Origin of the sequence: Delftia sp. DS1230, from assembly GCF_040112715.1 — a bacterium.
Taxonomy (GTDB): domain Bacteria; phylum Pseudomonadota; class Gammaproteobacteria; order Burkholderiales; family Burkholderiaceae_C; genus Comamonas; species Comamonas tsuruhatensis.
In genome coordinates this window covers 4,562,759-4,583,650 of sequence record NZ_CP157763.1, presented here as the reverse complement: position 1 = coordinate 4,583,650, position 20,892 = coordinate 4,562,759, and the positions used below count along the sequence as shown (strand labels likewise).

Sequence of the window (20,892 nt, the reverse complement as noted above, 5' to 3'; positions counted from 1 at the left end):
CAAGCCTTGGAAACCTGCTTTTCAGGCCCTTCCAACCTCCTTGTCGAGAACCCGCATGCTGCTCTCCTGCCCCTTGCCCTTGCGCACCTTGGCCGCTGCCGCCCTGGCCTGCGCGCTGAGCGCCCACGCCCAGACTTCCCCTTCCGCGCCCGCTGCGCAAGCTGCCTCGTCCGTGCGCAGCTACGACCTGCCGGCCCAGCCGCTGGGCAGCGCCCTGGCGCGCATAGGCGCCGAAAGCGGCCAGCAGATCGGCATTGACGCCGAGCTGGTGCGCGGCCTGACCGCGCCCGCCGTGCGCGGCAGCTACACGCCCGAGCAGGCCGCGCGCGCGGCGCTGCAGGGCAGCGGGCTGGAGCTGGTGCGCACGGGCTCGGGCAACTGGGGCCTGCGCACCGCAGCGCCCGCTCCAGCCTCTGCAGCTGCCGCTGCACGTACCGCAGGCACGGCCCAGGCCATGGCCGAGGTGCGCGTAACGGCCCAGGCCATCACCAGCCCCACCACCGAGCAGACCGGCTCCTACACCACGCGCGCTCTGAGCATCGGCAAGATGGAGCAGTCCATTCGCGAGACGCCGCAGTCGGTCACCGTGGTCACGCGCCAGCAGATGGATGACCAGAACCTGTCTTCCGTCGAGGACGTGATCCTGCAGACCACGGGCGCCACCAAGTCGCAGCGCAACTTCGGGGCACACGTCTACATGATGCGCGGCTACGAGATCCCGGACTCCAACTACCTGCTCGACGGCGTGGCCGGCGGCACCTACAGCCCCACGGGCTGGGTGCCCATGGACACGGCTATCCTCGACCGCGTGGAAGTGCTGCGCGGCGCAGGCGCCCTGGTGGTGGGCGCGGGCGACCCCAGCGGCGTGGTCAACATGGTGCGCAAGCGCCCGCGTGCGGAAAAGCACTTCGAGTTTGCCCAGAGCATCGGCTCCTGGAACAACTTTCGCACCGAGATCGATGGAGGCGGCGCGCTCAACGAGGCCGGCACGGTGCGCGGCCGCGTGGTGGCCGCCTATACCGACCGCCACAGCTTCATCGACCTGGTGCATTCGCGCTCGCCCATGCTCTACGGCGTGATCGACGCCGACCTGGGCGCCGGCACCAAGGTCACGGCGGGCTACCGACATGAACAGACCGACATCGACGGCTACAGCATCTTCGGCCTGCCCAGCTACTCCAACGGCGCCTCGCTGGGCCTGCCGCGCTCCACTTCGCTGGGTCAGCGCTGGAACCGCCACGAGGCCCAGGTGGACGATGTGTTCGGCGAGGTCGAGCACCGCATGGGCGGCGACTGGGTGGCCAAGCTCACGCTCAACCACGGCAAGACCACCATCGACCAGAAGCTGGGATCGGCGCGCGGCGCCATCGATCCCGTTACCCTGCAGGGCCTGCGCTACGTGGGCAACGATTTCATTGCGCGCGACATCGATGCCACGGGGCTGGATGCCAACGTCACCGGCAGCTTTCAGGCGCTGGGCGGCACGCACAAGGTCATGTTCGGCACCAGCTGGACCCAGCAGAAGGTGCTGACCCAGTCGGCCTCCTCTGGCGAGGCCATGCCCCTGGACGTCTTCCATTTCGACCATTCGCGCATCCCCGATCCCGTGGCTCCCCCTTATGACTTCGGTCTCAGGGAGCGCAAGCAACTGCTGGGCATCTACGGCAGCGGACGCCTGCAGCTGGCCGAACGCCTGCACCTGCACCTGGGCGGGCGCCTGAACTGGTTCAAGTTCCGCTCCAACGACACCTTCACCGGCGCCCTGACCAACGACTACCGCGAAAACGGCCGGTTCACGCCGTATGCGGGCCTGGTCTACGACATCGATCCGCTCTGGTCCGTCTATGCCAGCTACACCAGCACCTTCCAGCCCCAGTCGCAGTACGCCACCGTGCAGGGCAACCGCCTCAAGCCCGCCGTGGGCGCCAACTACGAGGCCGGCATTAAGGGCGAGCTGTTCGAGCGCAAGCTCAACGTGGCCTTCTCGGTCTTCAACATCAAGAAGCGCGACGTGGCCGTGTTCGACACCGGCAACGAAGGCCTGTGCCCCGGCGTCACCACCAATGACTGCTACCGCAACTCCAGCGTGCTGCGCAGCAAGGGCTTCGACGCCGAGATCGGCGGCGAGCTTGCACGCGGCTGGCAGGTCTCTGGCGGCTACACCTGGCTGAACACGCGCGACGACGAAGGCAGCTCGCTGAGCACCGACACCCCGCGCAGCCTGCTGCGCGTGTCCACCAGCTACGCGCTGCCCGGCGAATGGTCGGCCTGGAAGGTGGGCGCCAACCTCAGCGCGCAAAGCCATGCCCGCGTGGACACTGTGCAGAACCCCGGCCACGCTGTGCTGGACCTGCGCGCCTCGTACCGCATCAACCGCAACTGGACGGCGGCGCTCAACATCGGCAACGTGACCGACAAGGTCTACTGGGCTGCCGTGGGCGGCGCGCGCAACGGCACCTACTACGGCATGCCGCGCAATGCCACGCTCACGCTGCGCGGAACATTCTGAGCGGACTGTCCCTGTGCGGTCTTGCCGCTGCTCCTGTGGGGCGGTAAACACGCGCAGGGGGCAAGTGCCTGCGCCTCAGCGCGGCGCCAGGAACTGCTCCATGCGCTGCAGTTCCTCATCCAGCGCGCTGCGAAAGGCGGCATCGCCGGGCGCCGCGCCGGCCACATAGCCGAATGACGGCTCCAGCCGGCCCTCGCGCGCCTGCAGGTTGGCCCAGCCGATCACATGGCCCTGCCAGAGCATGGGCAGGGCGTAGTAGCCGAGCTGACGCTGAGCTGGTGGCGTGTAGGCCTCGAACTTGTAGGTCCAGCCCCAGAGCAGCGTGAAGCGGCGCCGGTCCCAGACCACGGGATCGAAGGGCGCGAGCAGGCGCAGCCGCTCGTCGAAGGCATGGCGGCGCGAGCGCGGGTTCTCGTCGGCGGGCCAGTACCAGGTGGTTCCGTCGATGCGGCAGCTGGCCAGTTGCTCGCGCGCCAGCCGCAGCGCCGCCTGGGTCTGTTGCGCCAGGTGGGGCGCGCCATAGCCCAGCAGGCGCACCAGGTAGGTCAGGCTGGGAGCCGGCAGCGGTGCGTACTTGCGCACCACCAGGTCGATCAGCGCGGCGGCGCGCCGGGCGCTGGCGGCGGGGCTGTCGTCGGCCGGCGGATGGGCGATGGCCTCGTAGACGCGCGTGCCGCTGTCGCGGCGCTTGACCCGCAGCAGGCCGCGATAGTGCATGCCGTCGAGCAACTGCGTGCTGGCGCTGCCCGAGCCGCCCCAGTAGTTCTTCACGCTTCCGTGCGAGAAATGCTGCTCCACCTCGCGCGGATGCGCGGCGCCGCGCTCGCGCACGAAGGCCAGCACCTCGGCGGCCTTGCGCTGCGTCTCGGCATCCCAGGCCTTGCGGGCCTGGCGCGGGTGCATCAGCGCCAGGTGCTCGCTGGGCAGAAAGCCGTAGTTGACCAGGCAGTCCTCGTCGATCGGCAGGCGCGCGTAGCGGCGTTCCAGGTCGCCGGCGCGGTAGTCCTTGACGCGGTGGCGCAGTGTCAGGTCCTGCGCCCGGGCCGGGGCGCGAATCGGATCTGCCTGCACAAAGCCCAGGCGCTGTATGGCCGCAGGCAGGGTGGTCGGCGTGAACAGGGTGCGCGCCACGGCATGGCGGCGAAGGTCGTCAAGGCTCGGTTCGGTGGGCATGGCTTGATTGGAGCATGGCCGTGCCGCCGTACTTCCTGATCCTGCCGTGCCACTCAGGCCTTCCTGGCACGCCTGCGCCGCCACAGCGCGCGCAGCACCCAGCCCAGCGGCAGCACCACCAGCACCAGCCAGGGCAGCACGGCCGCCACGAAGGTGATCAGCGCGGCCATGCTCTCGCCCAGCACATGGCCGGCATCGCGCAGCGCGCGGCCTATGGGGCTGTAGCTGGTGCCGCCCTGCACCAGGGCGCGGGTGGGCGTGAACTGGATCTGTATGTGCTGCTTGCTGGTCTGCTGCTCCAGCACCTTGCGCTGGGCGGCCATGGCGTCCAGCTCGGCCTGCGTGTCCGACAGCGTGCGCTGTATCTCCAGCAGGTCGGACATGGTGCGCTTGGTCGTGGTGTCGCGCAGCATCAGGCGCAGGCTGTCGCGGAACTCGGTGCGGTTCCTGATGCGCGCCTCCACGTCGATCACCTCGGCCGTCTTGTCCTCGCTGATGGTGTTCTGCGACACGATGGTGGCCACGCCGGCCAGCGTGCCCAGCAGCCGCTGCACATCGGCCGGCGCCACGCGCATCTCCAGCATGGCGTTGCCGGGCTGCTGGGGCGTCTCGCGCAGCAGCGATGCCGACAGCAGCTCGCAGCGCAGCGTGGCACACAGGTCGCGCACCTGGCCCCAGGCATCGGCCAGCTGCGCCTGCGGCACTTCCACGTTCAGCTCCTGGCGCACGGCCAGGAAGCGCTGGGCCATCTCGTCCTGCGCCGATGGCTCTGGTGCGGCTGCTGCCGCATCCTCGGCCTGCACGGTGGCGGCGCGGCCTTGCTTCATGCCGGCGCCGCCCGCCATGGGCGCGGGGGCGGGCGCAGATTCCATGGCTGCTGTGTCATGCCGCTGGTTGCAGCCCGCAAGGGCCAGCGTGGCAGCCAGTGCCAGCACGGCCGGCAAGGCCATGCGGGAGGGCAGAGTGGAAGGCCGGGGATGCGTCATGAATTTCCTCTTGAAAACAGGCAAGAACAGGCCGCTGCCAGGGCTCAAGGCTCAGGGCTTGCCGCCGGGGCCGAACATGGAGTCCACCTCGGACTGCAGCTCGAAGATGTCGGACACGGTGTATAGCCAGTCGCCCTTTTGCAGATGGCCAGGGTCCGGCGGCGTCTCCACGCAGGCCTTGACCAGGGTGAACTGGCCGGCCGGGTCGGGCAGGAACTTCAGGCCCGATATGGAAAACCGCGCCACCCGCCCCACGCCATCGTTGTAGCGCCGGCCCCGGGCGCGCACGTCGGCCAGCTCCGCCATCTGCGGCACATGGTCGAACACCGCGTCGTAGAACTCGACGATGGGGCTCTGGTTGGTCCGGGCGCAGCCGTGCACGTACAGCGCGTAAAAGCGCCCGTCCAGCTCCATGGCCACCACGTCGGCCGCGCGGTAGAAGGTCAGGCTGTCGGGCAGGCCTGGCGAGCGTTTGGGCGGCGCGGGCGGCGTGTCCAGGAAGTCCTGGCGGATCTGCGCCGACTTGCGAAAGAAGTCATCGCTGAGCGCCACCTCGGCATTGAGCACATCGATGGCCGTGCGCGCGGCCGCGTTCAGGCCCGCGTCGGCCAGGCCGTTCCGGTGCAGCACGATGGCCAGGGCCAGCGCCGTCTTGTGCCGGTACAGCGCCGTTGCCTTGGCGTCATCTGCCTGCAGCACGCAGCTCCAGCGCCGCAGCAGAGGCGGCAGGGCATGGCCGCCGTAGTTGGCCGCGATAGCGGCATCGTGCCGGCCCAGCGCAAACGTGCGCGCCATCACGCGCGCCACGTCTTCCTCCAGGGTCTGCACAAGGGTGTCGGCGGCCAGCTTGGACAGCGCCTGGGTATGGGTCATGGCCATGGCGTCACTGGCTCCAGTTCGATGGCAGGTTCCTGAAATCCGGCCGGCGGTGGCCGCCGGTGCTGCGTTGTTCGTTGCGGTGCTCGATGCAGTGTTCGATGCTCAGGTCAAAGGCTTGCATGGTGTCTGTCGCAGGCGCTTTCGCGCCGGGGCAGTTGGAACGCCGGCCAGTGTGCCCCAAGCCGGGCCGCTGGCGGGGTGTGGGCGCCATCGGGTCTGTATCGATCCGCTACCGGCGCGGGTTGCCGGCCTGACGTCTTGCCGTCACATGAACCGGCAAGACTCGTCATTTGCTTTGCATGCGGTTCATGCGGTTCATGTCAAAGGGGGCGCCGCCAGCCCCGGGGAGATGCACGATGTTCTGGGACAAGAAGCTCAGGCGCTGGGCCGAGGCCGTGCGTGCGCGGGCCGACCTGCCGGCGCGGCTGGTGCTGTGGAATGGCGAGCAGTTCGACTTCGGCCGCTTCGAGCAGCCGCGCGTCACGCTCACGGTGCGCAGCGCTTCGGCCCTGCCGCTGCTGCTGGACCCCAGCCTGGACCACCTGGGCCAGGCCTATGTGAAGGGCCAGATCGACATCGACGGCCGCCTGCCCGACATCATCGACTTCGGCTATGCGCTGGCGCGGCGCATGTCCAAGACCCAGGGCGCGGGCAAGGGGCCGGGGCGGCTGGCGCTTGCGGCGCGCGCGGCAAGGCGCTTCAGGCACAGCCGCAGCACGGACCGCGAATCCATCCAGTACCACTACGACGTGTCCGACGACTTCTACCGGCTCTGGCTGGACGAGGGCATGGTCTACTCCTGCGCCTACTTCGAGAACGGCGACGAGGACCTGGCCACCGCCCAGCGCAAGAAGCTGGACCACATCCTTACCAAGATCCGCCTGCAGCCCGGCCAGCGCCTGCTGGACATCGGCTGCGGCTGGGGCGCCCTGGTGCTGCGCGCGGCCCAGCACTTTGGCGCGCACTGCGTGGGCGTGACGCTGTCGCGCAACCAGTTCGAAGCGGCCACCGAGCGCGTGCGCGCCGCAGGCCTGGCCGACCGCATCGAGATCCGCCTGCAGGACTACCGCGACGTGCAGGGGCGCTTCGACCGCATCACCAGCGTCGGCATGTTCGAGCATGTGGGCCGCCGCAACCTGCCCATGTACTTCGCGCACATGCGCGAGCTGCTGGCCGACGACGGCCTGGCGCTGAACCACGGCATCACCTCCACCGATGCGGACGTGGGCGCCACGGCCCTGGGCGGCGGTGCGTTCATCGACCGGTATGTGTTTCCTGATGGCGAGCTGCCCCACCTGAGCCTGGCGCTGGAGGCCATGCAGCGTGGGGGACTGGAGGTGCTGGATGTGGAGGGGTTGCGGCGGCATTACGTGCGCACGTTGCAGTTGTGGCTGGAGCGGTTTGAGGCTTGTGTGCCGGAGATTCGGGCGTTGGTGGAGGAGGAGAGGTTTCGGATTTGGAGGGTGTATTTGGCGGGGTGTGCTTATGCGTTTGAACACGATGACGTGTCTATCTTTCAGGTTGTTTGTCGGAGGGCGGGGCAGGGGGCTGCTTCGTTGGCTTGGTCGCGGAGGTACATGTACGAGCGGGAGCTGTCCTGATGTCTTGGGACACGGGCGGTGTGTAGCTTGTTCTTGACCCTGCCGGGGGGTGTTTTTTCGAGGCCGGGTCTCGGCCCGGCGGCCGACCCGCTTTCTTGTCTCGCCAAGAAACCGGGCCAAAGAAGGCGACCCGAATGCCCGCGACCCTCCGCTTCGCTGCGGGCAACCTGCGTCGTGGCGCTTGCGGGGGTTGCCGCAGAACTCTCTGCGCGCTTCGCGCTCCGCTCAGACAACTGCGGCAAGTCAGATCACGAAGCAAGCCTGTCCTTCGGCAGGCTTGCAACCCCGCAAGCGCCACGACGCAGGCGCGGGCATACGGGAAGGGGGCGAGGGAGCGGGGGCGGGGAGAGAACTATCGGCGCGATTGTTCTGGTTTTCTGGATGATCCATCCCGGCTGCGCCGGTTTATCGCGGGGGGCTGGCTGCCTAAGCTGGGTGCTTCATCCAAGCACAAGGAGCGTTTCCATGGCAGACCATTCCATTCGCGGCAAGGTGGCGCTGATTGCAGGCGGCGGCAAGAATCTGGGCGGGCTGATTGCCCGTGATCTGGCGGGGCACGGCGCGCGGGCCGTGGTGGTGCACTACAACAGCGAGTCTTCCCGGGCTGAGGCGGAGACCACGGTGGCCGCAGTGCGGGCGCTGGGCGCAGAGGCCGTGGCGCTGCAGGGCGACCTCACGCGCGCTGGCGCCGTGGAGCGGCTTTTTGCAGAGGCCGTGGACGCCGTGGGCCGGCCGGACATTGCCATCAATACCGTGGGCAAGGTGCTCAAGAAGCCGCTGATGGAGATCAGCGAGGCGGAGTACGACGAGATGGCTGCCGTCAACGGCAAGTCGGCGTTTTTCTTCCTCAAGGAGGCGGGACGCCATGTCAACGACCACGGCAAGATCGTGACCCTGGTGACCTCGCTGCTGGGCGCGTTCACGCCGTTCTATTCTTCCTATGCGGGCACCAAGGCGCCGGTGGAGCATTTCACGCGGGCGGCGGCCAAGGAGTTCGGGGCGCGGGGCATCTCGGTCACGGCCGTGGGGCCGGGGCCCATGGACACGCCGTTCTTCTACGGCCAGGAAGGCGCGGACGCGGTGGCCTATCACAAGAGCGCGGCGGCGCTGTCGCCGTTCTCGCCTTCGGGGCTGACGCATATCGAAGACGTGGTGCCCTTCATCCGCCACCTGGTCAGCGACGGCTGGTGGATCACCGGGCAGACCATCCTTATCAACGGCGGCTACACCACCAAGTAGGCCGGTCCCGGCCGGGACTATGCTGCACGTCATGGACCGACTCGACCGATACCGGATCTTCATGCAGGTGGCCGAGATGGGCAGCTTCATCAAGGCCGCCCATGCGCTGGACCTGCCGCGCGCCACGGTCTCCGCCGCCGTGCAGCAGTTGGAGGAGCAGGTGGGCGCAAGGCTCCTGCACCGCACCACGCGCCAGGTGAGCCTGACGGCCGATGGTGCCCAGTTGCTGGAGCGTGTGCGCCCGCTGCTGTCAGAGGCCGAGGACGTGGAGCAGATGTTCCAGGCCCGCACGCGCCAGGCCACGGGCCGGCTGCATGTGGACGTGCCCAGCCGCATCGCGCGCCGCCTGCTGGCGCCTGCGCTGCCGGGGCTCCTGCGCCGCCACCCGGGGCTGCAGCTGGTGCTGGGTTCGTCAGACCGCGCCATCGACCTGGTGCAGGAAGGCGTGGACTGCGCCGTGCGCGTGGGCACGCTGCATGACAGCAGCCTGGTCGTGCGCCCGCTGGGCTGCATTGCCCTCATCAACTGCGCCAGCCCCGCCTACCTGCGCGAGCACGGCCTGCCCGATCAACCGCAGGACCTGCTGCACGGCCACTGGAGCGTGGGCTATGCCTCGCCGCGCACGGGTCGGGAACTGCCCTGGGAATGGAGTGGGGCGAGCGATGTGGATGGGGTGGATGGGGTGGATGGGCCGCAGACCCTGGCCGTGCCCAGCCGCGTAGTGACCAACAATGCAGAAAGCTACATCGCCTGCTGCCGCGCCGGCCTGGGGCTGATCCAGATCCCGCGCTATGACGTGCAGCATCTGCTGGACACGGGCGAACTGGTGGAAGTGCTGCCCGCCCACCGCGCAGCGCCCATGCCCGTGGCGCTGCTGTATCCGCACCGCCGCCAGCGATCGCGCCGGCTGGCGGTTTTCATCGAGTGGTTCGAGGCGCTGATGCGGCCGAACCTGGAGCCGTAGGCGCAACCCCGGCCGCCCCCGTCACCGCAGCCGCGCCGGTCGCAGGGTGGGGCTGGGCCCCGTCGTCGTCATGAATGGGCCGGTAGCCGGGCCCGAAGGACACATCGCCCAGCCGCCAGCCCTCGCGCCGGCGAAACGCCCCCCAGAACCGCTTGAGCGTATGCCACTGCATGGCCACCAGCCCGCGCTCGTTGTCGGCATCCACCTCGGGGTCGCTCACGCCCGTGGGGCGCACGGGCTCGTCGGTGTACAGCGCCGTGCCAAACAGCATGTCCCACCAGGGCAGCACCTGCCCAAAATTGCAGTTGTGGCGCGTGGGCCGCTCGGGGTCGCGCAGCATGTGGTGGTGGCGGTGGAACAGCGGGCCCACCAGCACTCGCTCACCCACGCGGCCCAGCCAGCCCAGGCGCAGCCGCACATTGGCGTGCGAGAAGTTCTGCACCAGCTCGCTGAGCAGCCCCAGCAGCGCAAACTCCGAAGGCTCCACCCCCATCGCCAGCCCCACCGTGGCCAGGATGAAGGACTGCAGCATGCCGTCCAGGTAATGGCTGCGGTCATTGCTCCAGCAGCTCATCTGGCGCTGGCTGTGGTGCATGCTGTGCATGGCCCACCACCAGGGAATCACATGCTGGGCGCGGTGCATCCAGTAATACACCAGGTCGTAGACCACGTAGTACACCAGGAACAGCGCCACCGGATGGTCCGCAAACCACGGCACCCAGTGCTTGAGCCCCGTCGCCTCCTCGGCCGCCGGCCCGCCGCCCAGCATGCTGGCAAACGGCATCAGCACCAGAAAACTGAACAGCGGAAACAACCCCAGCAGCATCAGCAGCGTGTAGTTGCGGTCCACCGTGGTCAGGCGCCGGTCGCTCCAGCGCTCGGCCGGAAACAGACTCTCCAGCGGCCGCATCACCCCCGCGATCAGGAACAACTGCAGCCCGGCAATCAGCACCGCCTCGGCAATCTCACGCGGATCACCGGCCGCCTGGGCGATGTCCAGCCAGTGGACGGTGGGGGTTACGGCATGGGTGGCGAGCCAGGTGATGGCTGCCTGCCACAGCTCGGTCAGTGAAGTCATGTCTTGTGCCTGCAAGAAGGGCCGGGGGAGGGCTGGGGGTTGCGGGCGGGATTATGGGGTGGGGGTGTGGAGGGAGTGTGTGGGGGCTGGGGGGTCACCGTCCAACCCGTGCACTTACCCACAGATCGGCTCTTTGTAAAACAGCTAGTTATGGCTTTTCCAGATATTTGCTGTACAGCAAATATCTGGAAAAGGGCAAACATGCCGCCCGTTTGCTCCAGGCGACCCTCCTGTTGCGAATGACTCTGTCCAGTCTGAAGTAGATCCTCCTAGCAAGTGCAGCCACCAAACATGCGCGTTGTCGGCATTCCCCTGGCAGTCACGCACGCCCATGGGGTACACGGGTTAGTCAGTACACAGGGCCGGGCCGAGCAGCATGTTCCATGCATCAGCCGAGTGTAGTTGCGGCCCCCGTAATTAGGCACCGGTCGCTTGAGCGTCCATCCGGAGTCAGGCTTTCCAATGACCGCATCTCGCCTGCGATCAAGAAAAACTGCAGCGACGCAATCAGCGCGGTCTTAGCAAACGCGCGTGGATCGCTGGCTACGTGGTTGATTCCCAGGGGGCGATAGATTTATGGCGTGCGGTTGATGATGGCCTTCCACAGTTCAGTCACAGAAGTCATTTCTTGCGTCTGCAAGAAGGCGACCAAGTAAGGTAGTGTGTGAGAAATAGAGAATGAGAGATCAATATCAATTTCTGTGATCTGCCCGGAATGGTCATGAATTTGTGCTGTACCATTCGATTGGTGTAAAGTTGTGTATCAGAGGTGGTTTTCCCGTCAAGCTGAATACCTCTCATTGCTCTGTCAGCTTGCTTTACTATCAGGGACGCAGATGCATAGCCTTTATCAAGCTGAGTTGGATTTTGCAAAAAACCTACCTTCTAATAGCGAGCGCCTTAGTCACCTGTCGTCAATCCTTAGGTCAATACTGCAGGTTGCATCTATATCAGCAATTGAGGTTATCCACCAGGCGGCGCCTGGCTTGGATGGCGACGTGGATTTGGTGGAGTTTGTTGACCGATTTGGGCAGCCCTCGGATGGATTGCCAATTGAGGTTCTCGATAGGCTGGTGCCGACTATTCGCGGCTTGGTTTCAAGGCAATATTTTCTAGGGTGGTTTGAACCAAGGGAAGGTCAAGCTGAGCCACTGGTTAATTCCTTGGGGGAATGGGTCCGCTTTCGAAATCGTCGTCTGGGCCATGGAGTAGTTGATGCGCCAATAACAGCTGAGTGGGCTGATAAAACTGCAATATTGATAGAGCAAATTCTTTCTGTGAGCAAAAAACTCCTTCCTCGCTACGAGGGTAGGGATTTATTAATATCTGTTGGCGATTTGGATTTTCGACTTACAACACAACTTGTGATTGATGGTTATCCGATAGTCATTGCAAAAATTGCGCCAACCAAGGGGATTTGGAAACTTAGTGCACAAATTTTATCTTGGTCCAATGCTCGTGAAGTTACAGTAGAGCTGCCATTGATAAATATATTTTGCACGGATGAACCCAAGAGTGATCGATTCCGGTGGGCTGATGTGCCGGTGGCCGGTGGAACTAGGCTAATTTGTCACAATATTCCAATTCGGCAAACTTCGACGTTTGTTGGTAGGAAAAAAGAGCTTGATAAGCTTTGCGAGTGGTTGGGGGAAATTGAAGACTATCGAACCTGCTTGGTTTTTGGTGACGGAGGTTTTGGAAAAACTACCCTAACATTAGAATTCTTTAACTCTTTGATTGAAGGTCTGGTTGAGACTCAGGCTCCTCTCCCATCTATCATTAGTTTCTACACAGCCAAACGAACACGTTGGTCAGAGGATGGTCTGGTTCATATAAAAGGAATGTCGGAGGCTATGGAGGATTGTGTTAGAGAGTTAATGTACTGCCTTACGCCTGTCCTCGGAAAAGAGTGGTATAAGACTAGTGGGCGAGCACTAATTGATAAAGTGGCTACTGAGCTTAAAGCAGAAGGTTTTAGTCGTGACGATGTATTGTTGATTATTGATAATACAGAGACGCTTGCAACATCTCCTGCGGACGCGGAAGAGCTCGCGGAATTTCTCGCTAGAGCGGCCAAAACCATCGGTAGAATTGTTATTACGTCAAGGCGCCGGGAGCTGCTAGCTGCATTACCAGTGCAAGTAAGTAAGCTTTCTGAGATTGAAGCACTCACCCTAATGCAACGCCTCGGTGCAGAATATGGGGCTATGGCAATTAAGCAGGCTGGCGAGGCGCGTCTTCGTCGGGTATGTGAACAATTAATGTATAAGCCTCTGTTGATTGATACGTTGGCGCGCTATGTATCCAGATCGTCCTCCAGCCTTCAAGATGGATTGGATCAAATACTCAAGAAAACCAACGATCAACTACTCGAGTTTCTTTATGAAGATGCCTGGCAACGCATGCCCTATGCAGTTCAGGAGGTATTCATGGTTTTAGTTATTGCAGCCACACCTCTAGATGGAAAATGTGTGGGCGACGTATGCACCGAAATTGGTGTGCAACACGCAGAATTTCAGGCTAGTTTGAGTGAAACTTATTTTGCGAGCATAGTAGATCATGGTGAAACATATGATCTTGAAATCGTGGAGCTAGCTAAGGAATTTTTTCGGCAAAAAAAGCGCCGCTTAGTACAGAGCGAAGCCGAACGCTTGGAGAAGATTGCGACTCGTGTTGACAAGCTCGCGATGGATCGGTTTGAAATTTCAAAAAGTTACCGCACCGATCGTGTGGCTGATGCATTTCGCAGTGAGTTCGCTAAGGCCGCGAAAATAGCGACATTCAAGAAAGATTACAAAAGCGCACGTGAATTTTTTGAGCTGGCTTTGCAGGAAGAGCCATTGAATGCAGCTCTCCGTGAGCGTTTTTCATCATTTCTTTTTAGAACTATTGGAAATCCTAAAGATGCGATGCCATTCGCGGAGGAAGCAACCCGTCTTGATCCGATGAATGCTGATGCGTGGTTAACCTTGGGGTTGATACAATATAAGCTGGGTGAATTAAAGCTTGGAGATGAATCGATTGATCGTGCGGAGAAGCTAGGTAAGCCTACTTCTCTTTGTTTATTGCGTAAGGCTATCGCACGCTATCACACTGCCAATCGTGACCCATATGCCAAAATTAGCCGGTTATATCTGCGCGAAGCTGAAGCTGCAATAGAGATGTCTATGCGTACCGCTTCCAGAAAAGATTACTTTTACCAAAAAAATCAAACCGAAGCACAAAATTATTTGAAGATGGTTAAGACTCTTGCTATTAGGCTAGATCGTCGTAAAATTTCCTCGACTAACGCCACCCGAAGGTTGTGAATTTTTTGCTAATTCCGGATTTGATTGCATCATTTTAAGTTGGCTGGGTGCACAAAGTTTGCGTTAAATTTAAGTGCGCGGTAGTGCGATAAGTGCTGTCGCTAGAGCTAGGGTGAATACAGACATGAAAATCCTGCGCATACGTCGACGCGAGACGCCTTCCCAGCGAATGGACCCGCTACCTTTGGCAAAATCAGCCTCGAGAAAGAATTTCATCGCCGTGCTCCTTTGTGCTTTAGTGCCTCATTGAGGTATGCCAAGGTGTGGGCATACTCCGGATTTGTGATGATTGCTTTCCATTCGTCCGGGGCTTTGGCCACTGCTGAATCCGGTATGACGTAGTCGTCTGGGTGCCAAGTCGCAGTACCAATATTGCGGCGCAGGATTGTTGCAGGAAGTGCACTGCCATTAACTAGTAGGTCGTAATCGTTCGGCACGAGTTGCCTGCCAGTGATATAAATTCCAAGCCGATATGCGAAGTAAACGACTAGCTTGATGTGCTCGCGGCAGCGCCAATACGACCACCGCCCTTCGTTCCAAACCTCGTAGGTTTCCAAAGTCTCGCCACCTACAAGATCACGTGTTCGCGTGAGCACTGGTATAAAGTGCGGCAAACTACCAATCCCCCGCTCATCATCAACCATCTCCAGATCGGTTCCGTTCTTGATGTATAGAGCTAGCTCTACATGAGTGCAAGAGCGCTTTGCTTCCAGCAGCTTGTCTGCAGCAGCTTCAACGGCTTTATACCAAGTGCCAGGTCTAGGCGAGAAGACCGTGTCGCTCTTGCCGGATAACCAGTCGTATTCCACATGGAACCGGTCTGCCACGCTGCGTAAGGTGGAAGAGCTCAATTTAAGTTGGAGCGATTCGGTGGATGCGAAGTCGGCTAACCTAAATTCGAGGTCTGAGAGTGCATCTACAGCGCCTGGTACAGATAGACCGTGCTCCTGGACAAGAATATTGAAGCGCTCAGCTACCCCACGCAGTGTGCCTAGTCCTCCCTGCGTTGTCATGGCTACGCCGTCTAGGATGGCTCCTGCCACTCCTGCGATTGAGCCACCCAGATATTCCGCTTGTGCCTCCAGGAATGCACGGGTTTCTGGTCGAACAACGACCGGGAAACGGCCTGGCTTGTCCGATGATGGTTGGCTCTGGGCGACATCGGACGCAGCCCCAACCAAGCGGTACAGAATTTCCTGAAGTGAAGGCACGAGACGTTTTGACATGGCGTTAATTCAAATTGATTCACGCAATGATCCTTGATTCATTTTGAATCGTCAAGTGTTCTCTGAAATTTTTGGTACGTTGTGTACTTGACGTTGCTGCAGGCCGTCTTGGTCAACGAGACCAGATGGCCTGCCAACCAGCGACAAGGCGCTCAGTTCGTTTGCATCGTGACCGCTCATCTGCAGAACGGCGAATAGGTGATCGGCGATCTCAGTCGCATCATTTGTTCCCTCGGCATTGGAGGCTGGCTCTCATGATGCGAGAGCCGGGTCTGCCGATCGGCGGTTGCGATGGCAATCAGCCTCAACCAGACGTTGGCATGTTCCAAGCGCAAGAGTGCTCCTTGCCAACTATTGACTCTTGGGCGTAGCAACACGCGAGCCGAGTGTTTGTCGCTTTCAAGACTGGCTGCGCAGAAGCACCTGTTCAACCCAACCCGATCGATACGCCCGAGCAAAGTCAACCGCCGTTTCACCCCTTTCAGTCTCCGCGGACACGTCAGCCCCATGCGCGAGCAGCCAGAGGATGGCATCAAGCGGTTCATCCCCAAGATCCCCTCCGCGTTGGATAGTCGAGTCGATTGAAAAATCGACTGCCATGTGAAGCGCAGTCCACCCGTCCGCATAAGCCCGCCTCACATCTGCCCCGTACTGCAGCAACAAGTCCAGGGCCTTCACGTTATTTGCACAAGCTGCTGCCATCAGAGGTGACTGGCCTTCCTCATCCATTGCGTTGGCATCGACGCCAGCCTCAAGCAGCCGTCTCACTTCGGTGATTTGCCCATCATCAATGGCTTTCATTAGCGCACTGATGTCACCCATGCCCAACCTCCGGTCTCGGCCGTTCTTTTGGAAGTCTCGAAGCTCAGCGAGTCTCGGCTGCTAGTCCGCAGTCCCACTCCGCAGCTCCTCCTCAGCCCTCCCCATTACCTCCGCCGCGCCACACCCCAGCCCCCTCGCAATCTTGAACACGATGACCAGCGTGGGCATGTGCTCCCCACGCTCCACCTTGCCCATGTGAGAACGCTCGATGTCGGCGAGGTTGGCCAATGACTCCTGGGAGATGTCGCGCTCGGTGCGAAGGGCGCGTACCGCCGCGCCGAAAGCTCGGGCAATGTCTGCATCGAACGAAGTTGCGCCGGCTGGACGGCCGCGTTTGACAGGACGCTTTTGCATGGACAAGAGCGTCAGTTTTTGATGCAATTTAAACCACGTTATATTTAACTCTTTTGTTGATCTTGGGCTGCTGCTGCCTTGCATCCGGCACAGCTCGGTACGAGGCCGAGACGCAGGCTTCAATCATCAGAGGAGGCTTCGATGGATCAAGACATCCGCACCGTTTCTCAACCCAACCTCGACGACCTGGCCATCGACGCCGTCCTGCACCTGGGCGCTGCCCTCGAAGTGCTGGAGTTGCACGCCAGCCACAAGGTCACGGCCATCAACTGCGTGTGCCGCGACCTGCTGCGCATCTACTACGCCAAGGCTGATCAGGCGCAGTCGCTGGAGCCGCAGGACAAGGAACTGCTGGGCCTGCTGCACGACACGGCGGTGGACCTGGGCTATGCCATCGAGGTGGTGGACCATCTGAATGGCGACGAGGCCGATGACCCCATCCTCTATGCCGTGAGCTATCTGCTCAAGGCGGCCAAGCGGTTTGCGGATGAGGGCGTGGCGGCGGGGCTTGCCGTGAAGGGGTAGGGCGCAGGGCTGCCGCCTGCGTTGCAGGGGCCGGGCTTCAGGGGCAGGGTTTGAGGTGGGCGGCCGTCGCCTGTTCGGTCAGCGGGTCTTCGGCCAGGGCTTGCAGCAGTGCGTCCAGCAAGCCGGGGAAGCGCGCATCCAGATCTTCGCGGCGCAGGGAGAGCAGGTTTTCGCGGCCGTCGGGGCGCTGCCAGATCACGCCGCTGTCGCGCAGCACGCGCCAGTGGTGGGTCATGGTGGATTTGGATTGGCCCTGCAAGAGCGAGCCGCAGGCGCGCTCATGGCCTGCGGCCAGCGCGCGCACCACGGCCAGGCGCAGGGGGTTGCCCAGGGCGTTGAGCAGGTTTTCCAGGCGTATCTGTTCGCGGTCGGGGTGGTTGGCAAGCATGAATCGTCCTCAGGACTTGTGCAAACAGGTTGCAGCAACGCGCTGCGCCCTGTGGAAGAACGCTGGTGGCGTTCCTTCTTGCGCAAGTCGCAATCCTGTCGATGGGGCGCCACTGTGCCATGGAAGCAATGCCGCACGTCGCTGATGCGGCGTGGCGCGGGCAGTTATCTGGCAGACAGGGGCATGGCGTGGTGAAAACATGGATCGTTCTGCAAGAAGTTGCGGAAGATAGTACGATTGTCTTCGTACATTCAAATTGTCATCAACCCTCATTCAACCCCCGCGAGAATCCCAGCCCACGGCAGATCCACGCATCAACGCTTATCAGCACCCAGGAGTCCTTTCATGGCCCGCCATACCCCCATAGAACGCTATCGCAACATTGGTATCTCCGCGCACATCGATGCCGGCAAGACCACCACGACCGAGCGCATCCTGTTCTACACCGGGGTGAGCCACAAGCTGGGCGAGGTGCACGAGGGCGCCGCCATCATGGACTGGATGGAGCAGGAGCAGGAGCGCGGCATCACCATCACCTCGGCAGCCACCACCTGCTTCTGGAAGGGCATGGACGGCCGCTTTGACCAGCACCGCATCAACATCATCGACACCCCGGGCCACGTGGACTTCACCATCGAGGTGGAGCGCTCCATGCGCGTGCTCGACGGCGCCGTCATGGTCTATGACGCCGTGGGCGGCGTGCAGCCGCAGTCCGAGACGGTCTGGCGCCAGGCCAACAAGTACAAGGTGCCGCGCCTGGCCTTCGTCAACAAGATGGACCGCACGGGCGCGGATTTTCTGCGCGTGCGGCAGATGATGATCGACCGCCTCAAGGCCAACCCCGTGCCCATCGTGCTGCCCATTGGCGCGGAGCAGCAGTTCACCGGCGTGGTGGACCTGCTCAAGATGAAGGCCATCATCTGGGACGAGGCCACGCAGGGCATGAAGTTCGAGTACCAGGACATTCCCGCAGCCATGGTGGCAGACGCCAGGAAGTGGCGCGAGTCCATGGTGGAGGCGGCTGCCGAGGCCAGCGAAGACCTGATGAACCGCTACCTGGAAGAGGGCGACCTGCCCGAGGCCGACATCCTGCGCGGCCTGCGCCTGCGCACCATTGCGGGCGAGATCCAGCCCATGCTGTGCGGCTCGGCCTTCAAGAACAAGGGTGTGCAGCGCCTGCTGGACGCCGTGGTCGAGCTCATGCCTTCCCCGCTGGAGGTGCCGCCCGTGGAAGGCCATGCGGAAGATGGCTCCATCATCGTGCGCCATGCTGATGACAGCGAGAAATTCTCTGCCCTGGCCTTCAAGCTGATGACCGACCCCTTCGTGGGCCAGCTCACCTTTGTGCGCGTGTACTCGGGCGTGCTCAACAAGGGCGACAGCGTGCTCAACTCCGTCAAGGACAAGAAGGAGCGCATCGGCCGCATCGTGCAGATGCATGCCAATGAACGCCTGGAGGTCGATGAAATCCACGCCGGCGACATCGCTGCCTGCGTGGGCCTGAAGGACGTGACCACGGGCGAGACCCTGTGCGACCCGTCCGCGCCCATCGTGCTGGAGAAGATGGTCTTCCCCGAGCCCGTGATCGCCCAGGCCGTGGAGCCCAAGTCCAAGGCCGACCAGGAAAAGATGGGCATTGCCCTGTCGCGCCTGGCGGCCGAAGACCCGTCCTTCCGCGTGCGTACCGATGAGGAATCGGGCCAGACCATCATTGCCGGCATGGGCGAGCTGCACCTGGAAATCATCGTGGACCGCATGAAGCGCGAGTTCAACGTGGAAGCCAACGTGGGCAAGCCCCAGGTGGCGTACCGCGAGACCATCCGCAAGAAAGTCACCGACGTGGACGGCAAGTTCGTGCGCCAGTCAGGCGGCAAGGGCCAGTACGGCCACGTGGTCTTCACGGTGGAGCCGCAGGAGCCCGGCAAGGGCTTCGAGTTTGTCGACGCCATCAAGGGCGGCGTGGTGCCGCGCGAGTACATCCCTGCGGTCGAGAAGGGCGTGATCGAGGCCCTGACCAGCGGCGTGCTGGCCGGCTACCCCGTGGTGGACGTCAAGGTCACGCTGACCTTCGGCTCGTACCACGACGTGGACTCCAACGAAATGGCATTCAAGATGGCGGCCATCTTCGGTTTCAAGGAAGCTGCCCGCAAGGCCAGCCCCGTCATCCTGGAACCCATGATGGCCGTCGAGGTCGAGACGCCCGAAGACTACGCCGGCACCGTCATGGGCGACCTGTCCTCGCGGCGCGGCATGGTGCAGGGCATGGACGACATGGCCGGCGGCGGCAAGTCCATCAAGGCCGAAGTGCCCCTGTCCGAAATGTTCGGCTACGCCACTTCGCTGCGCTCGCAAACGCAAGGCCGTGCCACCTACTCCATGGAGTTCAAGCACTACGCCGAAGCACCGCGCAACGTGGCCGAGGCCGTGATCAACGCACGCGCGAGGTAAAAGAGGCGGCAAACGTGCAGCGGGCAGCATGCTGCCCCTGACCCAGGCCCCCTCTCACCCCTCCCGTATGTCCACGCCTGCGCCGGGCCGCCTGCGGGGTTGCAGTCCTGCCGAAGGACAGGACTGCTTCGTCAACTGACTCGCCGTGATGTTTGAGTGGAGCGCGCAGCGCGCAACGAGTTTCACGGCGAACCCCGCAGGCGGCCCGGCGCAGGTTGCCCGCAGCGAAGCGAAGGGACGTGGACATTCGGGTCGCCTTCTTTGATCTGACCTTTCTTGGCGAATCAAGAAAGGGCAGTCGGCCGCCGGGCCGAGACCCGGCCCCGAAAAGCAACCCCCGGCAGGGGCAAAAAGCGCACCGAACCCACGCCCAACGAAAAACAGCTCCTTGAAGGAGCTGTTTTTCATAAGAGAGGAGAAGCCGAAATCAGGCCTCAGGCTGCTGCTCAGATTCAGTAGCTTCCACATCAGCAGCCGGAGCCGCCTCACCCGAATCCGCCAAAGCCTGCCGCACACCCGCCTTCTCCCCAGCCGAAGCAAACTTGCTGTACTTGCCAACGATGCCGACCAGCGCACCATAAATGCGCGGATTGCCCGCCAGGCATTCCTTCTGCTCCAGGAAATCCGCCTCGCCCGTGAAGTTGCCGACCAGGCCACCGGCCTCGGTCACCAGCAGGCTGCCGGCGGCCACGTCCCAGATCTGCAGGCCGCTTTCGAAGAAGCCATCGGCAAAGCCGGCTGCCACGTAGGCCAGGTCCAGCGCGGCGGCGCCGGGGCGGCGCACGCCTGCGGTTTCCTGCATCACGTCGCCCAGCATGTTCATGTACTGCTTGAAGTTGTCGCCACGGCGGAAGGGGAAGCCGGTGGAGATCAGGCTGTCCTTGAGCTGGATGCGCTTGGACACGCGGATGCGGCGGTCGTTCAGGTAGGCGCCGCGGCCGCGCGTGGCCGTGAACAGGTCGTTGCGCGAGGGGTCGTACACCACGGCATGCTCCACCTTGCCCTTGAAGGACAGGGCAATGCTCACGCAGTACACGGGGAAGCCGTGGATGAAGTTGGTGGTGCCGTCCAGCGGATCGATGATCCAGACGTAGTCGGAGTTCTTGGCGCCGAACTCGTTGCCCGATTCCTCGGCCAGGATGCCGTGGCCCGGGTAGGCGCCCAGCAAGGTTTCGATGATGGCCTGCTCGGCCGCCTTGTCCACCTCAGTCACAAAGTCGTTGACCTGCTTTTGTGCGACACGCACGGATTCCACGTCAAGAGCCGCGCGGTTGATGATGGCGCCGGCGGCGCGTGCGGCCTTGATGGCCACGTTGAGCATGGGATGCAGGTTGGTCGACATAGATTGTGAGGCGTTGGCGGAGCAGCGGCTGTGCAAGGAGAGGACGGTCT

The 20,892-nt window shown here is 62.6% G+C and carries 16 protein-coding genes; 7 read left to right on the top strand and 9 right to left on the bottom strand.

Annotated features, from left to right (window positions below):
* The first annotated feature begins 55 nt into the window (after positions 1-55).
* Positions 56-2,509: a TonB-dependent siderophore receptor gene (locus tag AAN986_RS20620; protein ID WP_349335458.1), complete on the top strand. Its 2,454-nt coding sequence runs from the start codon at positions 56-58 to the stop codon at positions 2,507-2,509.
* Positions 2,510-2,584: 75 nt separating this feature from the next.
* Here the strand turns inward: AAN986_RS20620 and AAN986_RS20615 are convergent, their stop codons facing one another.
* From AAN986_RS20615 to AAN986_RS20605, 3 genes are read right to left on the bottom strand one after another with little or no spacing between them, the layout of a single operon-like run.
* Positions 2,585-3,682: a crosslink repair DNA glycosylase YcaQ family protein gene (locus AAN986_RS20615; RefSeq protein WP_349335457.1), complete on the bottom strand. Its 1,098-nt coding sequence runs from the start codon at positions 3,680-3,682 to the stop codon at positions 2,585-2,587.
* 53 nt (positions 3,683-3,735) lie between these two features.
* Positions 3,736-4,668 (bottom strand): DUF4349 domain-containing protein, encoded by a 933-nt coding sequence (locus tag AAN986_RS20610; protein WP_047219352.1) that lies wholly within the window; start codon positions 4,666-4,668, stop codon positions 3,736-3,738.
* A 51-nt stretch (positions 4,669-4,719) separates the two neighbouring features.
* A complete protein-coding gene (locus AAN986_RS20605) occupies positions 4,720-5,547 on the bottom strand; it encodes a hypothetical protein (protein WP_047325821.1) in 828 nt (275 codons plus the stop codon).
* A 356-nt stretch (positions 5,548-5,903) separates the two neighbouring features.
* Between AAN986_RS20605 and AAN986_RS20600 the strand changes: the two genes are divergently transcribed.
* From AAN986_RS20600 to AAN986_RS20590, 3 genes are all read left to right on the top strand, one after another.
* Positions 5,904-7,148, top strand: a complete 1,245-nt coding sequence (locus AAN986_RS20600) for a cyclopropane-fatty-acyl-phospholipid synthase family protein (protein WP_046239753.1) — start codon at positions 5,904-5,906, stop codon at positions 7,146-7,148.
* 465 nt (positions 7,149-7,613) lie between these two features.
* Positions 7,614-8,387, top strand: a complete 774-nt coding sequence (locus AAN986_RS20595) for an SDR family oxidoreductase (RefSeq protein ID WP_016453872.1) — start codon at positions 7,614-7,616, stop codon at positions 8,385-8,387.
* Positions 8,388-8,418: 31 nt separating this feature from the next.
* Positions 8,419-9,351: a LysR family transcriptional regulator gene (locus tag AAN986_RS20590; protein WP_349335456.1), complete on the top strand. Its 933-nt coding sequence runs from the start codon at positions 8,419-8,421 to the stop codon at positions 9,349-9,351.
* Here the strand turns inward: AAN986_RS20590 and AAN986_RS20585 are convergent.
* A complete protein-coding gene (locus AAN986_RS20585) occupies positions 9,305-10,429 on the bottom strand; it encodes a sterol desaturase family protein (RefSeq protein WP_349335455.1) in 1,125 nt (374 codons plus the stop codon). The two genes, AAN986_RS20590 and AAN986_RS20585, sit on opposite strands and share 47 nt — an antisense overlap.
* A gap of 836 nt (positions 10,430-11,265) precedes the next feature.
* On the opposite strand from AAN986_RS20585, the gene AAN986_RS20580 reads away from it, so the two are divergent.
* Positions 11,266-13,737 carry a hypothetical protein gene (locus AAN986_RS20580; protein ID WP_349335454.1) on the top strand — a complete coding sequence of 824 codons (2,472 nt, stop codon included), beginning with the start codon at positions 11,266-11,268 and terminating at the stop codon, positions 13,735-13,737.
* Positions 13,738-13,949: 212 nt separating this feature from the next.
* Here AAN986_RS20580 and AAN986_RS20575 read toward each other — a convergent pair whose 3' ends face one another.
* The 3 genes from AAN986_RS20575 to AAN986_RS20565 form a co-directional block, all read right to left on the bottom strand.
* Entirely contained in the window at positions 13,950-14,963 is a 1,014-nt protein-coding gene (locus AAN986_RS20575) for a hypothetical protein (protein WP_349335453.1), read from the bottom strand.
* 399 nt (positions 14,964-15,362) lie between these two features.
* A complete protein-coding gene (locus AAN986_RS20570) occupies positions 15,363-15,785 on the bottom strand; it encodes an ankyrin repeat domain-containing protein (RefSeq protein WP_349335452.1) in 423 nt (140 codons plus the stop codon).
* 60 nt (positions 15,786-15,845) lie between these two features.
* On the bottom strand, positions 15,846-16,139 hold the full coding sequence (locus tag AAN986_RS20565; RefSeq protein WP_349335732.1) for a helix-turn-helix transcriptional regulator: 294 nt from the start codon (positions 16,137-16,139) through the stop codon (positions 15,846-15,848).
* A gap of 141 nt (positions 16,140-16,280) precedes the next feature.
* On the opposite strand from AAN986_RS20565, the gene AAN986_RS20560 reads away from it, so the two are divergent.
* Complete coding sequence (locus AAN986_RS20560) at positions 16,281-16,664, top strand: hypothetical protein (RefSeq protein WP_349335451.1); 384 nt, start codon at positions 16,281-16,283, stop codon at positions 16,662-16,664.
* A gap of 37 nt (positions 16,665-16,701) precedes the next feature.
* On the opposite strand, the gene AAN986_RS20555 is transcribed toward AAN986_RS20560, so the two are convergent.
* On the bottom strand, positions 16,702-17,052 hold the full coding sequence (locus tag AAN986_RS20555) for a helix-turn-helix domain-containing protein (RefSeq protein WP_012204227.1): 351 nt from the start codon (positions 17,050-17,052) through the stop codon (positions 16,702-16,704).
* Positions 17,053-17,397: 345 nt separating this feature from the next.
* On the opposite strand from AAN986_RS20555, the gene fusA reads away from it, so the two are divergent.
* Positions 17,398-19,500 carry an elongation factor G gene (gene fusA, locus AAN986_RS20550; protein WP_016453856.1) on the top strand — a complete coding sequence of 701 codons (2,103 nt, stop codon included), beginning with the start codon at positions 17,398-17,400 and terminating at the stop codon, positions 19,498-19,500.
* Between the two features lie 427 nt (positions 19,501-19,927).
* On the opposite strand, the gene AAN986_RS20545 is transcribed toward fusA, so the two are convergent.
* Entirely contained in the window at positions 19,928-20,842 is a 915-nt protein-coding gene (locus AAN986_RS20545) for an inositol monophosphatase family protein (RefSeq protein ID WP_013803523.1), read from the bottom strand.
* Positions 20,843-20,892 lie beyond the last annotated feature (50 nt).